Consider the following 15,980-nt stretch of genomic DNA (forward strand, 5'->3'; position numbering starts at 1 on the left):
AAAGGAGCACGCCAGATGGCCAAAGTCAGCAAGAAAGAGATCAAGCAGAAGATTGCCGCCCGCCTTGAGAAAATTGCCAAGCACGAGAGCAAGCTCAAGAAGCTGAAGAAAGCCCTTAAATAAGGCTATGTCCCAATTACGTGTTGCATGGGGCGCCCCAGCGCCTCATGCAAGCAACATGAGATATTCACTTCCCGCCCATAGCGCTCCAACATCCTTCGCCAACCCAGATAATTCCTCAGATAGTGGGTCGCGACCCCATGGAACCGTTCCATCCACTCCTTCAACCGCCTGTGGTAACCATTCACATGCTGGATGTGATACGCCCCCACCACTCGCTCTCCCGCACGGTTGTGCACCACTTGGTGGGTCATGCCCTGCGACTTGCTGAAACTGGCATACACCCCAGCGCCATCGCTGCACAGGACGGCATCCGGGGCGATAAGCGGCTCAAGCACCGCCTTAACTGCCCTGGCATTCAGCTGCTCCAACTGGAAGTCAGCCAGGTGACCTGCTCTGTCTTGCACCACCATCACCGGGATGTAATCCGGCCCTGTGCCTCGGGTACAGCCTTTGCCTCCACGATGGCGGGCCGGGCGGGGTAATCCGCGCTGGCCTTTGCAGGATTCTAAGAGGAAGGTCTCATCAACCTCGACGATGCCCTCCTCCCGTACTGCCTGATGGCTAGCCATGGCCTTCAGGAAACGGTGGCGCCACAGAAAGGCGGTGTTTTTACCGACCCCGCAGCGCATCGCCGCCTGCCGGACGGTCAGACCTTCGATGAGGGCCTGAGCATAGTCTTCCCAGCATTGTGGCTTGCGAAGTCGGGCGAGAGGCGTGTTGGTGAGAACGGAACTGGTGCGCAAACACTGCTTGCAGCGATAACGGCGCAGCCCGCGAGACCAGCCCCAGGGAGCCAACTGTGTGGCCTCGGCCTGACAGTGAGGGCAGCATTGGCATGCGGGCAGTTGAGTGGCCAACGAGGTGATGGGGTGAGGGGTGGTGAGTTCATGTTGCGCGAGACGACGCTGACGCAAAGTGAGTAATGGGAAGAGGGACAGTAGGTGTTGAAAGGCTTGGGTATCCATGGTGGAGGCCCTCAAGGTGATGACCTACTTCAAGATTAGCCTTTCAACACATAACTGGGACAGAGCCTTAAATAAGGGCTGGCAGCATAAAAAAACCGCCTGATGGCGGTTTTTTTATGGCGATATCAGTCGCAAGTCACGCTCAATGGCCATGCTTGCCATCCCCAGGCCAGTACCAATACCTCCTGCTCCAGCCACCAACCCTGCATGGTCAGATGCATAAGCGCCTCTGCCAGCGGATTGCCCTGCCCGCCGGTCACCGAGGCTACCCACTAGCCTTCTCGCCAAGAACCGCCGGCGCGTTACTGGCAAACTCAGGGTAAACGGCGCAAGCTGGTTGTCATGCATGCCGCCCCGCTGCCGGGTGGGAGCAGGCCGGCGATACCTTCACAGGGGCTTTAATGACGCAACCAACAGCACCGCAATCCGCCTCCTCCTGGCATCTTGCGGACATTCGCGAGCTGACCCGACTGTTCATTCAGGCCCTGCCTGCGACGATACAGCTCACCGAGGCCGTCCATCAGGCAGTATTGAGCGGCATGGGCTTCAAAGGGCGGGAGGAAGGAAAGACGGCGGGGATCACCGGGCTGGTCTACAAGGGGGTATATGGCGCCGCCAGCGCGCTGGGCAGCGGTATCCATGCCTTGCTTGCCCGTCTGCCGCCAGCCCCGCCTTTGCAGCAAATTCCCGACACGCCCAGCCGCGCCGCCCTGCTCGCCACCCTCAATGGCGTGATGGGGGACAAGCTGGTCGAGAGTCACAATGCCCTGGCCACCCCCATGACCCTGCGTTATCTCGGCAGGCCCCTGAGCTGGCAGACCCTGCCGGCGCAACTGCCTCCTCGCGGGCGGGTGCTGCTGATGGTGCACGGGCTGTGCATGAACGATCTGCAGTGGCAGACCCGGCATCAGGATGCGCCGGTCAATCACGGGGAGATGCTGGCCAAGGAGCTAGGTTACCTGCCCATCTATGTGCGCTACAACTCGGGCCTCTCCATCGTGCAGAACGGTCAAGCACTGGCCCGTCAGCTGGAACAACTGGCGATCCACTGGCCCGGCGGCCTTGGCGAGATCAGCGTGCTGGCCTACAGCATGGGCGGGCTGGTGATCCGCAGCGCCTGTCACAGCGCCAACCTGGCCGCCCAGGCCTGGCCGGCTCACCTTAAAAATTTGCTGTTTCTTGGCACGCCCCATCACGGCGCACCGCTCGAATCCGCCGGCCACTGGCTGGAACAACTGCTGCCGGCGACGGCCTACAGCGAGCCATTCGTCAGGCTGGCACAGCTGCGCAGCGTCGGCATCAAGGATCTGCGCCACGGCAAGGTGATGGACTCATCCCCTGCCCGGAATCCACCGTCCTCCCCCTTCGCCGATCCTCGCCCCCCTTGCCCCTGCCCGGCGGAGTCCGCTGTTTTGCCATTGCAGCCACCACGGCGGCCAAACGCAGCGTGCTGGCAGATCGGTTGATTGGCGACGGTCTGGTGCCCCTGTGCAGTGCCCTTGGCCTGCATGACGAGGCACGCCACCAGCTCGCCTTTCTCCCCGCCCATACCATGATTGCCTATCGCACCAGCCACATGGCGCTGCTCGGCAGCCCGCAGGTGGCTAATCAGCTGCTGCACTGGCTACAGAGCGATCATCAAGAGCAGAGCCCGGCTGGGGAGCATGACTCGCAATAGGCCGAAACGACCATTCAGGTTATCTTCGACATAAGGTAAAAAACCGCCAGCTGGCGGTTTTTTTCATTGCCTGACGGTCACATCAGGCGGGCGCGGCCAAATACCCGGATTGAGCTGCCGGGCTCGGGGGGAATTTCGGCATGCAGATGCGACGCCATCCCCATATCCTCCCCTTGAAAGAGATCGATGATGCCGCCGTGAGGCCAGTGCAGATCCCGCAGGTAACCGGCAAAGGCCGCGGTGGCGGCGCCGGTGGCGGGATCCTCATACACGCCACCATAGGCGAAGGGGTTGCGGGTATGAAACAGCTGCTCGCGGGCGGCATACGCCAGCAAGATGGTGACCAGCCCCGCTTGCTGCATCAGGGTCCGTCCCTCGGCCAATTGGTAGTGCATGGCCGCCAGGGCGGCGCGACTGTTGAGCGCCAGCACCAGATGATCGGCGCCGCCATGAATAAGGGCCGGTGGAATGCGGGGATCCAGATCTGCCTGGGTATAACCAAACAGCGCCAGCGCGGCACTCACCAGTTCGGCAGGGGCTGGTGAGCTGCGGGTGGGGGGCGATTGCAGCGCCGCCTGCCACTCCCCTTCCCCATCCAGCCAGCTCGAGACCGAGATGGTGGCCTGATTGAGTTGCAGTTGATACTCGCCGGCACCAACCCGGCGGGCCAGCGCCACCCCGAGGGCAATGGTGGCGTGCCCACAAAACGGCACCTCGGCGGCGGGAGAGAAATAGCGAACCCGCCACTGCCGCGGGCCGGCCTGCTCATCCATCAGCGTTGCGGGCGTGGGCAAGGGCGCGGCGAACGCTGTCTCCGAAAAGCCCACTTCGGCGGCGATGCGCTGCATCTCCTCGACACCGGGCAGCTGCGGCCCCAGCCAGACCCCGGCTGGATTGCCCCCCCTGGCACCGGTGGAGAAGGCGGCAATGCGCACCAACTCGGGTTTCCATTCACGCTCTGTCATCGCTCGCTCCTGACTGTCGCCGACATGATTGGCCTGCGCTTGCCGCGGGCCGCTTTCCATAAGATAGCGAGCCCGCAGCGGCCGGTAAATTAAATGGTGCGCGGGTGCCGCTTGGGCGCCGCAGATCCGGGCCACAGCAGCTACGTTTGATGCGTGTCTGTATAAGGTCCTGTTGTGGAGCACCCTATGTATTCTTACACCCTCACCTTCAAGGAGGAGGTCGACAAGCTGACCGCCCCCGAACATGAAATCAGCCTGCACACTCCCGCCCAGGCCGGTGATTTCATCATCCTCTCCGATGGCAGCCGTCATCAGGTGATGTTTGTCACCCACCGTGCCCACTACAGCAGCCTCTACCTCGACAAGGGGGTTCGAGTGCCGCAGGGCTAGCGAAGCCGTCAGCCGTTGCAGATAATCGTTGCAGACAACAAAAGCGCGGCTCTTGGCCGCGCGTTGAACGTTCCGGGCAGATCAAGGGATATCAGAGCACCTTGATCACCGGCTGGTGCATGATGGCAACTTCGTTCTGATAGACCACCAATTCGCCCGGCGGCATGCCCCGTTCACCCAAAACGGTCACGACGCACTCGTAGCGGTAAGGGCCGCTGGTGAATAGATAGGTGTGGTTGCCTCCCGTGCCCTCCACCCTGACGGTGCCATTGCTGAGCACCAGGTCCGGCTTGTCGCTGAGCGCCTTGCCCTTCGCCCAGGAGGCATAGCGATAACGGCCGTCACCCAGCTCGTCGATGCGGATGGTAAATTTCTCGGTCTGCCACATCAGCGCGGGGCTTTTGTACTCCCGCACACTGGGATACAGATCGCTCTTCTGCCTGGCGATAAGCTCGGCTTTCAATTTGGCTGCCTGCGCCGTCTGATGATTCATACCGATCACCTTGCCATCAAAATCCAGCCACACCTCGCCACTGCCCAGCATGATGCCGCGCCAGCCCATGGCCTGCCAATCCTGCCCGACCCGGGAGCTGGCAATGCTGTTTAAAATGGCGTCATCAAACACCTCGTCGAAGCGGGCCACCATCTCGGACGGGCTCTTGATGACCGGGATGGGATACTCCTGATTGAAGGGATACTTGATCTGACGGGCAAGGACCTGTGGATCCCGCCCCTTGGCGGCATCGATCACCTTCTGTACCAGAGGACGATACTCGGCGCCGAGCTGCGGCTCCTCGGCATCAACTGGCGCCATGGTCAGCAGCCAGCCCAGCAGCGACACCAGCACAAGCGACCCCCAACTGCGCGCACGCCTTGACGACCGAGCGACGTTCAAGGAAACCTGCCACTGCATCTTGCTCATGCCACCCCCTCAATCAGCTTGGCCATCATATATTCATCGACATATACACCATCGACCCTCATCGTATTGCGTTTGATGCCTTCCACCTCGAATCCGCAGGCGCGGTATAGTGCACAAGCCCGGGCATTGTGACACATGACGCTCAACTCCATACGGGTAAAGCCATGCGCCCTGGCCCACGCCTCCAGCGCAGACATCATTTTTTTGCCAAAGCCCTGCCCAGTTGCAGAGAGTTGAATGCCGATAACGCAATACAGTACATGTTTGTTGCGATTTGCCGGTTGACCGATGCCGACAATAAAACCCGCAATCTCGTCATGCTCCGACAGTACCAGCATGACTTTGTTGTCTGCATTGACAAACGAGGCCAATATTTGAGCTTGCTCGATCTCTGTCGTGGTGCGCTCACCCGGCTCATAGAGCATAAAGGTTGTTTCATTGTCGAGTCTGTTCATCAAGGCCAGTAGGTTATCTGCATCCGAAACCCGGACTTGTCTTACTTCCATCTATTTTCCCCTCCATGGGACTTTGTTTTTCCCGTTCAAATACGGCTACTGATCACGGCGGATCTGGCAACCAATATTCATAGAAGTCTGTCTCGGCATGCTTGGGATTGGGCCCCGAATATTGCCACCCGCAGCGCTGATAGCAACGCAGTGCCCGCGGGTTGAGACGGCTGACCGACAACACCCCTCGCCGGCAGCCAGCCTGCCACAAGGTGCGACCAATATATTGCAGCAGCAGATCGGCCATGCCTTGACCACGAGCCTGGGGCGTCAAATAGATCAGATATATGTAGCCGGTTTCCGGTTCGGCTGAGACAGTGCAAAACTCCAGCTGCCCCACTATCTCGCCACCCTGCCAGACATGCAGATAATGCCACTCCTGGCTGGTCAGCCTCGCCGCCATCCGCTCTCGATAGCCCATCAAAACTCGTCAAATCCCTCATCGCGATGGAAGCTGCAAACATAAGCGTCCCGGCGGGCTGCCACACAAAACTCATAGTCACGATCCAGGTTTATTTTTTTGAACTCGAGATTCATCGCCATCCTTGTCACTTTGCGGTGGCTGAACGACAGATGCTCAAGGCAGTGTCGATATGTCAAAACACGTTATTCAACGCATTGGCAAACAGGCCAATTAGTAGATCTGGCGTCAGCAAGCTGCAAACCAGCTCTCAACCGACAGAAAATAGGTGGTGAACATCCGCCCGGAGAGGCGTGTCTTCTCTACCCGGCTTGCCTTGCGGGCCAGTGCCGCATAAGCGGGACGGCTATCCAGCAGATGAAAGCGGACCTCGGTATGCCCCATCTCCCGTGCCCAGCACATCATCTCTCTGAATATGGTGATGCCGGTCCCCCAGTGGGCCTGACCGATGACGATGGCCAGCTCGACACCATCCTCATCCGGCTGTATCCCGCACCACCCTGCCAGCTGCCCATGGATCAACACGGCTCGAACACGACACCCCGGCAGCTGGTTGATCCGCCTTTTGACGTCCATCCAGCGCCCAACCCCTTGCAGATCGAAGCGTGGATGATCAATCAGGTGTTTTCTGAGCGTCACATCGTTGAGCAGCGGCAGAAAATCCGGGGCCAGCACATCGTCAAAATGCTTGAATTGCACTGTCATATATCAGCCTTGATTACCTCCGTGAAACAGAATCCAGCGGCAGGCGTTTTCGACATCACATAGACCATGACTACCTCGTCACCGGCCGGGACAAAGAGACGAACGCCGGCTCTTCCACCACCACCTGATAACCGAGGCGCCGATAAAATCCTATCGCCCTCTGATTGGCGCTAAAGCTCGACAGGGTCACCCTATGCCTCCCTTCACATGCTGCCTCGCGATGCAGCCGCGCCATGACGGGCCGAACCAAGCTGCCGGCCCTGATAACGGGGGAAGATAATCAACAGATGAATGTGTAGCGCATCGTCGTATGGCTTGCGGCAGAGCAGGCCGACTCGCTCCCCCTCAGCCAAGATCCACGAAAACCAGTGCGGCTCATATTCGTTGGTCAACCGCTCGCGCTGAAAGTCGTCATCCCAGCCAAACACCGCCTCGACATAGGGAAAGATCCCCTCCTTGACGGGCCGCAAAGCGCTGTTCAAACTCACTTGGCGCTATCCCCGCCAGTTCAATCTCCATCCCGTCTCCTCGGCTTAACCCCCTTGCCGACCTGATGACCGCCTCTCGTCGGAGCACCCACCCGCCATGGCGGTCATGTCGCTCGACCCCAACATTGATTTTCATTTGGATATCTTACCGGACAATCCGGAGATGAAAAGACGGCAGACATAAACAGGCGGGACAAGAGCAATAAGCCCCCGTTCAACCTCTCGGTAGAGGATGCAGAGACGCAGACCAGGGGGGCGATGACGTGGTGGGACCGCGTCTAGGGCAGTACCTGAACATGAATGGAAATCGGGCCAACCTTGGGCCCGATGAGTTTAAGTGGGGCTCACCTCCTTCATAAAAATCAGCCGCAGCGGCTCTGCCAGCAGCGCCTTAGCCTCTGCGGCAAAGGCCTGGAAATAGTCAGTCTGGCAGTGACTGTCCAGCGCGGCCTGATTGATGAACGCCTCACGCATGTAGAAGGTGCCCGGCTCGTCCTGCAATTCAAACAGCACGTAATCCAGGTTGCCCGGCTCACGCCGCGTCGGCGCAATGAGCTTGAGCAGCTCGCGGCGCAGCGGCTCTCTCATGCCGGCGCGGGCTTTCAGCACGGCGATGGATACCAGTTTCTCTTCACTCATCTTGGTCTGCTCCATTTTCTCAAGGGTAAACAAAGGGGCCCAAAACCGGGCGCGGCCTTCGCGTCGAGCAGCAGTGTAAGAGGGCGGCCTGACAGGATATAGCCGGGCAGGATGGACACTCTGTTCAAGCCACTGAACGAATCAGCGCCTAGAGCACCTCTATCTTCACCTTGATAAGCCCGGCGCGAGGATTGCCGATGGCGCTGAAGGCCGCTTTGGAAAGGTCGATGATGCGCCCGCGCGGGAAATTACCCCTGTCGTTGACCCTGACCACCACGCTCTTGCCGTTGGCGAGGTTGGTGACCCGCACCATGGCACCGAAAGGCAACTCCATGTGGGCGGCGGTGTTGGCATGACGCTGATAAGGCTCACCGCTGGCGGTGCGCTTGTTGTGGTAGCGATCGGCGTAGTAGGAGGCGAGCCCCGTCTCGCTATAGCCGCGCCAGCTGCCGCCATGGCTCTCGTCATAGCGACTGCTGCAGGCGGCCAGCAGCACGGTGAGCGACAGCAGCAGCCCCTTTCGCCAAAATTGCCCCTTTTCAACCATGTGCCTTGTCCTTGCTCCCCTGCGGGGTTGTCGATGCCAATGAAGCGGTAGCGGGCGTGAGCGAACCGGCGTGGTGCCAGCCTGCCATGGCCGCGCCGCTACTTTGCCACAGTTTCCAAACAAAACGGGAGGCCAAGCCTCCCGTTTTCATACCTTATCCGTCAGCCTCTGTCAGGCGATGAGCTTGTCGTCGGCGAAGCCAAAACCGCGCAGGCCCACTACATGCACATGCTCGTGCTTGCCCTGTACCTTGCGGATGAGCTTGTAGGTGGTGCCCTTCTCGGGGCTGATGTTCTCGGGCGCGGCAATAAGCAGCTGCATGTCCTGGCGCTCGCACAGCTCGAACAGGGTGGCGATGGATTTGCCATCCAGACGGGCCGCTTCGTCGAGGAACAACAGGCGGCAGGGGGCGATGTCCTTGCCGCGCAGCCGGCGGGACTCCTCCTCCCAGCTGATCAGCACCATCAAGAGGATGGCCTGACCGGTACCGATCGCCTCGCCGGTGGAGAGCGCGCCGCTCTCGGCACGCAGCCAGCCATCGGCCCCGCGCTGCACCTCGATCTCCAGCTCCAGATAGTTGCGATAGTCGAGCAGCACGTCGCCCATCACCTGATAGCTGCGATCCCCCTGCTCTACTTGCGGGTTCAGGCGCTGGAACAGCTTGGCCATCGCCTCGGAGAAGCTGAGCTCCTTGTCGGCGAACAGATCGTTGTGCATGGCGGTTTGATCGGCCAGCGCCGTCAGCAGACGGGTGTGGGCCTCGCGGATATTGACGTTGAGGCGCACCCCGCGCACCAGACCGAAGGCGATGTTCTGCAAGCCCTGGTTGAGCACCCGGATGCGGTTTTGCTCGCGGCGGATGATGTTGGTGATCTTGGCCGCCACCTCGTGAGAGGAGAGCGACAGATGGGTTTCCCGCTGCTTGAGCTCGTCAGCCAGACGGGCCAGCTCGATCTCCATCTCCTCGATCGCCTCAACCGGATCATCGGAGCGGATGATGTCGTTGCGGATGCGATCCTTGAGGTAACGGTAGACCTGCACATAGAAGGCGACTTTCTGCTCGGTGCTGCGGTTGCCCTCGGAGAGACGCAGCGCATCGCGCAGGGCCTCATCGTGTGCCACCGCCACCCGCAGGGCGCCGAGGGCCTTGTCCGACATGGAGCGCAGCTCGTCGCTGTCAAGATAAGCCAGCTCGCGCTTGTTGAGGCGCTTCTCGACATCGGTCTCCCGCGCCAGCCGCACCACCCGCGACCAGCTCGCTTTGTGACCCACCAGGGATTTACGGGCGCTGTAGTAATCCTTGCCTTCGAGCTTGAGACGACCACCGAGGGATTCAATCTCGCGCTTGGTCACCTGCAACTGGGCCTCGGCGCTGGTGCGACGGGAACGGGTGCGGATCAGCAGCTCTTCAATCTCTTTCTTGTGGGCGCGCGCCTTCTCTTCCATATCGTCGGAGAGGGTCAGCCCCATGGCCGCCAGCTCCTGCTCGAACTCGGTCAGGGTCTGGCGCTTAGCCTCGACGCTGGAGTTGAGGGCGGTGCGCAGCTGCAACGCCTCGGTGTGGCGCTGGGCAATCTGCTTGTGCTGCTCGCCAGCGGTGCGGGCCGCCAGCTCGGCCGCCTTGAGCTTCTCTTTGAGTCGCTCGCTCATCTCGGAGGCCTTGCCCAGCAGGTCTTGTGCATCCTGATAGGCAAAGTGCGGCAGGCGGGCCACCAGCTGATCGAGGGCGTAGCAACGGCGCTTCTGCTCGGCCAGCAAGTCGCTCACCTCATCATAGGCAGCCTGCAGTGCGGCCAGATCCTGCGGATCCTGACGCAGTACCTGCACCTGGATCTCCAGCTTCTCGAGCGCCTTGCCGTGTTTGGCGATAAAGGCTTCGGCCTGTTTCAGCGCTTCCACATCGGCGTGAGCCGCCTCGAGGCGGGCCGCCAGATCAGTCTCGGCAAACAGGTGGGCAAAGGGCAGCATCCCCTGCACCAGCTGGATATGGCGGGTCAGCTGGGCGGCCGCCGCTTTGGCATCACTCAGCTGCTTGTCGCACTCGCCGATGGCTCCTTGCAGCGCGCGCAGCTCGGCCTGCTTGGCCTGCACTTCGGCTTCGGGGTCGGGGCGGAAGGCGATATCCAGATGCTGACCGATAAAGTCGCGGAAGTGACCGTAGAGACGGTGATACTTCTGCTGCTCGAAGGCCGCCTTGGCGTAACCCTCGATGAGCCCTTCGCGCTCAAGGTCGAGCTGCTCGATGCGTTTTTCCCGGGCAGCGCGACCAAACAGCGGCAGCTCAGGGTAGCGGGAGAAGCGCACCTGACGCTTGCTGGTGCGCACCAGCACGGCATCGCCCAGCTCGTCCGCTTCCACCAGATCCTCGTCAAAGGAGTCGGGGTTGCCCTGAATCAGGTAGATATCTTCGGGGCAATCTTCCAGCTTTTTCAGCCGCTCGATGGCACCCTCAAGGTCAAGCACCACCAAAGCGCTGCGAGCCGGGCCGTAGAGCGCCGAGTAGTAAGGGGCATCGTCGATGGAGATGTCGTCGTAGACGTCGGAGAGCAGCACGCCCCCCACTTGCTCGGCGATGCGGGCAAGACGGGGATCCGCCTCGCCTGCCCCCAGCTGCAGGTTGCGAATTTGCAGCTCCAGCGCCTGTTTCTGCGCCGCGATGCGGTTGCTCTCCTGCTCGAACTCGCGCTCCTTGTCGAGCACTGTCTGCATACCGGCCGAAAGCTCTTCGGCGGTGGCGAGCTGCAAGCCGCTCTGCTCGCGCAGCTGCTCGAGCTTCTCGAACGATTTCAACCAGCGCGGAGCCAGCTTGGTGAGATCGCTGATATCGCGACCCAGCTGGGTGCCCTGATGCTCAAGGCTGGCGCGGCGCTGGTTCACCTCCGCCTGTTGCTCGGAGAGCTCCTCCTGACGAGTGCGTTGGGCTTCGAGGAAGATCTCCAGCTCATCGCTGCTGGCAATCAGCTGGCCAGAGGCCTGCTGCAGCTCGTCACGCAACTTGAAGAGATTCTTCTGGCTTTCACTCTCTTTCTCGAGGCGAGCCAGCGCAGCGCGCAGCCCCTGTCCCTGGGCAATGCGAGCCTTGTCTTCGATGTGACGCTTGAGCAGCGCCTGCGCGGTGGGCCAGGCGGCCTCGCGCACTGTCTCGGGGGCGATGCTCAAAAGCAGCGCCAGCGCCGCTTCGTGCTCGGCCACCGCCGCCTTGGCCAGCGCCAGCTGCTGCTCGGCCCCCAGCACCCGGCTGGTGAGGCTCTGCTCGGCTGCGCGGAACTGGTGCAGGGTGTCGCTCGCCTGTTCGGCGATCAGCCCCGGCAGCTCGCACTGCTCGCGGGCAGCCTCCAGCGCCTGCACCGCCTGACGGTACTGGATGGCGCGGGTCTGCTGGATATCGAGCGCCTGCTGGTAGTCGGCCAGCTGGGTCTTGAGGCTGTCTACCTCGGCCTGCGCCAGCTCCTTGCGCTCTTCCACCTCCAGCAGCTGGCCGTGGATCTCCTCCACCACCGCCTGCTGCTGCTCGAGTTTGTCAGAGAGATCCGCCAGATCGGCGCGGTACATCTCGATCTTCTTCTGCAAGCTGACGGCCGCCATCACCTTGGCCAGATGTTCGGCGGCGGACTCCAGCTCGTCGGTCAGCAGCTTCTCGCGGTTGGTGAGCTGCTCCACCTCGTCGGCCAGATAGATGGCGCGCTGCTTCTCCTCGGCCAGCAGGCGACGCTTGCCTGCCAGCTCCTGGCGGGCCTTGAGGGCCAGCTCGGAGAGGCGATTCTTCTCGGCGGCGTTGCGCACATAGTCGGCCGCCACATAGTGGGTGGTCTCGGTAATGAGGTTCTTGAACAGATCCCGCTGACCCTGCGTCTCCTTGATCGCTTCCAGGGTGCGGCGGTTCTCGTAGATGGCCGCCTCCATGTCCTGGAACGCCTTGCGCACCCCGGAGTTCTCCGGCAGCAGGTATTCACGCAAGGAGCGGCTGATGGACGAAGAGATGCCGCCGTAGAGGGAGGCTTCGATCAGGCGATAGAACTTGCCGCGATCCTTTTGATCACGCAGCTTCTTCGGGGTGATGCCGAACTCGAACATGAAGTTGTGATAGTCGGTCACCGTATTGAACTTGGCGACCTTGAGCGCCCCCAGCTCGGCGGCGGCTCCTTTCAGATCGGCGAAGGCACGTACCCGCCCCTTGCCGTCATCGAGCTTCTCCAGCAACAGATCGGTGGGTTGCAACTGCTCGGGCACATCCACCAGCGCGAACGGGGTGATGTTGACCTTGTTGTCGCGGTTGGCCACCTGCTCCAGGTGAACGCCGACCCAGATCCGCTGCTCGCGGCTGTTCATCACTTCCAGAAGTGAATAGCAGTGGCCGCGCTGCAGCTTGCCGTAGAGCCCCTTGTCGCGGGACGCGCTGGAGGAGCCCGCTTCCGTGGTGTTACGGAAGTGAAGCAGGGACTGGTCGGGAATGAGCGCCGCGATAAAGGCCGCCATGGTGGTGGACTTGCCCGCGCCGTTGCCGCCGGACAGGGTAGTGACCAGCTGGTCGAGATCGAAGGTGCGGGCGAAGAAGCCGTTCCAGTTGACCATGGTCAGGGATTTGAATTTGCCTCTCACGACTTTGCCTCCATCTGGGCCTTGGATTTAACGCTGCAGGTCATCTTCCACCTCCAGTTCAAGCTGCTCTTCATCGAGATCCGCCTCGATATCCTCAAACAGCGAATCGCTGCTCGGCATCTCGTCGTCGTGGAAGATGGCTTCCCCTTCCTGGATCATCCGCAGCTGAACGGCGCGCGGATCTTCGTCAGAACGCACGTCGGCGGCAAAGCGGAACACCGACTCGTTGACCCGGAATTTGTCGCTGTTGCCAAGGGCGGTGATCATGCCAAGGCGGCGCAGGCGGCGCATGGAGGTACGGATCTTCTCCAAGAGCTTTTTCTTGTCCAGATCGGTGCCGCCGGAGCGGCTGTTGACCATCCGCAGCAGCTGCTTTTCATCGGCCAGGCTCAGCACCTCTTCCTGCAGTTCGCCCATGGCGAACACCCCTTCCGAGGCGAGCCTGTCCGGACTCAGGTAGAGGTAACAGAGTACCTTGCCCACCAGCATGTCGAGCTCGGAGAGGACGGTGGTGCCAATGTCGGCGCTCGGGCGCGGGCGCAGATAGAAGAAACCTTCCGGCGCCTTGATCAGTTCCACCTGATAGCGGCCGTAGAAGATCTCCAGCTCCTGATGGTACTCCACCAGCGCCGAGTGCTGTTCGAACTCGTCGGCACTGATGTGGCGGCCGGAGCGCAAGGCGGTGTCAATGCGCGGAAACAAGGGGTTGGCAATCGCCTCTGCGAGCCGCAGCGGCAAGGGAAACTCAGTATTGATCAATGACATAGGCCTGAACCTTGGATCCAGCTTGGTTAATGGGTTTCCATGCGGGCTGACGATGCAGCTGGTGCTCGCCGCTGGCATGGCCCAGGCGCACGGCCTGGTCGATCAGAAGACGCGCCACGTCGAAGTGGGCATGGGCCGGGTAGTCCAGCAGGTACTCGCGCAGCACATCGGCGAGATCCAGCTGCTGGCCCTGCTCCGGGTAGCGGGCCAGGTAGCGCTCGATGCGCTCGGCCAGCTCCTGGTTGATGTCCACCATCTCCATGTACTCCATCTCGAGGGGCACCTCGCCGGTCACCTCCTCGTCGTGGATGGCGATGGTTTCGTCGCGCAGCTCCAGCAGGCGCGGCTCTTCGGCCACTCGCAGCAACCAGTTGTGCTGCTCGAAATTGCGGATGGAGTCGCGCAGCCGCTGGCTGAAGGCGCGGTTCTTGTCCATGTCGATGGCGTTGCGGATGAACTTGTGGACGTGCCTGTCATAGCGGGCCCACAGCTCGATGCATTGCTGGCCCCAGCTGGTGATGACATCCAGCCGCCCCTGCAGGGCGTGAGTCAGCTCCTCGACGTGGAACAGATCCTCGCGCCCCTGCGCCGCTTCCTGGATGTTCAGCAGGCCCGCCTGCAGGCGGTGGCCGGCGGCGTCCAGGGTATCTTGCAGCTCGCGCAGGGTCTGGCCGGTCTCGTGCAGCAGTTTTTCGCAGCTGTGGATGGCATCGACCCAGTTCTGGGTCAGCAGGGCCGCAATTTCGTTTTTGACCTGATTCTGCTGCTCGTCCATGGCGCGCTGGGTGAGATCGATGCGCCCCAGCGTCTCTTCCAGCGAGAAGGTGAGCCGTGGCAGCACCTCGGCATCCCACTGCTCGCGGGTATTGGTCTCGAGCGCCGCCTTGCGGGCGGTGTCGAGCTCGGCCGCCAGGTGTTCGAGCAGGATGGAGAGCTTGATGGAGTCAACCTGGCGCTGATCCATGAAGAAATCGACGATGCTCATGCCAAGGCGCGACAGGCGATAGAGGCTCTCCCCCGCCACCATGTCGGTGTTGAAGCGCGACAGCAGCTGCTGGCGAATGAGATCGTTGATGGCGTTGTTGGCGCGACCGGTGAGGGTCTCGTCCATCTGGCCGAAGGCGTTGCTGACGTAACCAAAGGCATCGTGCAGCGCCGCTTCCGACAGATCCGATTCATCTTCGGACAGCGTCTTGATTGCAATCAGAAAGGCCAGCCGATCGGTGGGCAGGTTCAACGCCAACCCCTCCTGCCTGACCCATCCCACCATTTCGGGCAGGGTACGGGATGTACTCATCATGATGTTGTCATCTCGTTGTTGTATTGGGCGCAAAGCCTTGCGCGCGGCTACATCCGGTAGCATCAAAAAAGGGGGCCTCAGCCGGTGGGTTTTTGCGCCATCACGTGGATATAGCGCCCCAGGGAGATAAACGGCTCTTGCCGGCAATATTGCAGCTCCATGGCCAGCAGATCATCGAACTTTTCCCGCTGATCCTGCTTGTGGCGCATGTAGTCGTGGATCACCCGCACCCCGGTCTTGCCGATGATCTTGAGCCCGCCCCGGCCAATCCAGTCGTAGACCTGCTCCGGCAGTTGGGGATTGGTGGGGGTCAGCGCAGTCTGGCGCTTCTTGTTGAGCCCCTGGCGCACGTAGTCAAAATTGCCCACCACCAGGCTCTGGAACAGCAGACCGTGACGGTTGTAAAAAAGCAGCGACAGTATGCCCCCGGCATTGACGAAAGGGAACAGACCGAGCAAGGTCTGGCGCGGCTCGGCGAGCCACTCCAGCACCGCGTGACAGAGCACCAGATCGAAGGTGCCGGTCACGTGTGCTTTAAGATCCTGAATGGGGCAATGGATGAGACGAATTCTGTCTTCAAGCCCCTTCTCGGCGATCTGGCTGCGCGCCAGCGCCAGCATTTCAGCCGACAGATCGCACAGCTCCACCTGATGGCCCATGGCCGCCAGCTTCTGGGCGAAATAGCCAAAGCCGCCCCCCGCATCCAGTATGCGCAGCGGCCGGTTGCCAAGGCGGGCCAGGCAGGCTTCGATGTCGCTCCACACCACTGTGGTGCGGATGCGCCCCTTGGTGGAGTCATAAATGTTGCGGGCGAACTTGTCGGCGCGCCCGTCAAAACTCTGATCTTGCTTCAAGACGAACTCAACTCTGTGGCCACGGGAAACGGGCCTGACGAAAAAGAGGGTATTCTGTCACATCCCGAATTTGCTGAAAACTCAAGGCGCAGCTCCCTCCCCCAGGTGATGGA

Annotated in this window: 12 protein-coding genes and 3 pseudogenes; 2 read left to right on the forward strand and 13 right to left on the reverse strand. The window is 61.1% G+C overall.

Translation table 11 applies throughout. The features are described from left to right. Positions 1–125: 125 nt before the first annotated feature. On the reverse strand, positions 126–1,088 hold the full coding sequence (locus tag ACPDZI_RS11255) for an IS1595 family transposase (protein WP_438833130.1): 963 nt from the start codon (positions 1,086–1,088) through the stop codon (positions 126–128). Between the two features lie 401 nt (positions 1,089–1,489). Between ACPDZI_RS11255 and ACPDZI_RS11260 the strand changes: the two are divergent. After that, positions 1,490–2,766: pseudogene (locus tag ACPDZI_RS11260) on the forward strand (esterase/lipase family protein). A 77-nt stretch (positions 2,767–2,843) separates the two neighbouring features. On the opposite strand, the gene ACPDZI_RS11265 reads toward ACPDZI_RS11260, so the two are convergent. Next, positions 2,844–3,731, reverse strand: coding sequence for a PhzF family phenazine biosynthesis protein (locus ACPDZI_RS11265; RefSeq protein ID WP_429042871.1), 888 nt, complete (start codon positions 3,729–3,731; stop codon positions 2,844–2,846). Positions 3,732–3,917: 186 nt separating this feature from the next. Here ACPDZI_RS11265 and ACPDZI_RS11270 point away from each other — a divergent pair, with 186 nt between their 5' ends. Then, on the forward strand, positions 3,918–4,121 hold the full coding sequence (locus ACPDZI_RS11270) for a hypothetical protein (protein WP_024946319.1): 204 nt from the start codon (positions 3,918–3,920) through the stop codon (positions 4,119–4,121). 91 nt (positions 4,122–4,212) lie between these two features. Here ACPDZI_RS11270 and ACPDZI_RS11275 read toward each other — a convergent pair whose 3' ends face one another. From ACPDZI_RS11275 to cmoM, 11 genes and pseudogenes are all read right to left on the reverse strand, one after another. Further along, positions 4,213–5,043 carry a hypothetical protein gene (locus tag ACPDZI_RS11275; RefSeq protein WP_438833131.1) on the reverse strand — a complete coding sequence of 277 codons (831 nt, stop codon included), beginning with the start codon at positions 5,041–5,043 and terminating at the stop codon, positions 4,213–4,215. Continuing rightward, positions 5,040–5,549 carry a GNAT family N-acetyltransferase gene (locus ACPDZI_RS11280; RefSeq protein ID WP_438833132.1) on the reverse strand — a complete coding sequence of 170 codons (510 nt, stop codon included), beginning with the start codon at positions 5,547–5,549 and terminating at the stop codon, positions 5,040–5,042. The genes ACPDZI_RS11275 and ACPDZI_RS11280 overlap by 4 nt, the downstream gene beginning before the upstream one ends. A gap of 52 nt (positions 5,550–5,601) precedes the next feature. Continuing rightward, a pseudogene (locus tag ACPDZI_RS11285) lies at positions 5,602–6,086 on the reverse strand (GNAT family N-acetyltransferase). A gap of 112 nt (positions 6,087–6,198) precedes the next feature. Continuing rightward, entirely contained in the window at positions 6,199–6,675 is a 477-nt protein-coding gene (locus tag ACPDZI_RS11290; RefSeq protein WP_408798202.1) for a GNAT family N-acetyltransferase, read from the reverse strand. A gap of 70 nt (positions 6,676–6,745) precedes the next feature. Next, a pseudogene (locus ACPDZI_RS11295) lies at positions 6,746–7,194 on the reverse strand (GNAT family N-acetyltransferase). A 302-nt stretch (positions 7,195–7,496) separates the two neighbouring features. Then, positions 7,497–7,817, reverse strand: a complete 321-nt coding sequence (locus ACPDZI_RS11300) for a putative quinol monooxygenase (protein ID WP_241416188.1) — start codon at positions 7,815–7,817, stop codon at positions 7,497–7,499. Positions 7,818–7,950: 133 nt separating this feature from the next. Continuing rightward, the gene (locus ACPDZI_RS11305; RefSeq protein ID WP_438833133.1) at positions 7,951–8,349 is read right to left on the reverse strand and encodes a septal ring lytic transglycosylase RlpA family protein; all 399 of its coding nucleotides are present in this window, start codon (positions 8,347–8,349) and stop codon (positions 7,951–7,953) included. A 171-nt stretch (positions 8,350–8,520) separates the two neighbouring features. After that, complete coding sequence (gene mukB / locus ACPDZI_RS11310) at positions 8,521–12,948, reverse strand: chromosome partition protein MukB (protein ID WP_438833134.1); 4,428 nt, start codon at positions 12,946–12,948, stop codon at positions 8,521–8,523. A gap of 27 nt (positions 12,949–12,975) precedes the next feature. Continuing rightward, positions 12,976–13,713, reverse strand: a complete 738-nt coding sequence (mukE, locus tag ACPDZI_RS11315) for a chromosome partition protein MukE (RefSeq protein WP_011706220.1) — start codon at positions 13,711–13,713, stop codon at positions 12,976–12,978. Continuing rightward, positions 13,694–15,013, reverse strand: coding sequence for a chromosome partition protein MukF (gene mukF, locus ACPDZI_RS11320; protein ID WP_017410171.1), 1,320 nt, complete (start codon positions 15,011–15,013; stop codon positions 13,694–13,696). The genes mukE and mukF overlap by 20 nt, the downstream gene beginning before the upstream one ends. Before the next feature lie 77 nt (positions 15,014–15,090). After that, positions 15,091–15,867, reverse strand: a complete 777-nt coding sequence (gene cmoM, locus ACPDZI_RS11325) for a tRNA uridine 5-oxyacetic acid(34) methyltransferase CmoM (protein ID WP_029303111.1) — start codon at positions 15,865–15,867, stop codon at positions 15,091–15,093. Positions 15,868–15,980 lie beyond the last annotated feature (113 nt).

The organism is Aeromonas oralensis (genome assembly GCF_049665575.1).
In the GTDB taxonomy this organism is placed as follows: domain Bacteria; phylum Pseudomonadota; class Gammaproteobacteria; order Enterobacterales; family Aeromonadaceae; genus Aeromonas; species Aeromonas hydrophila.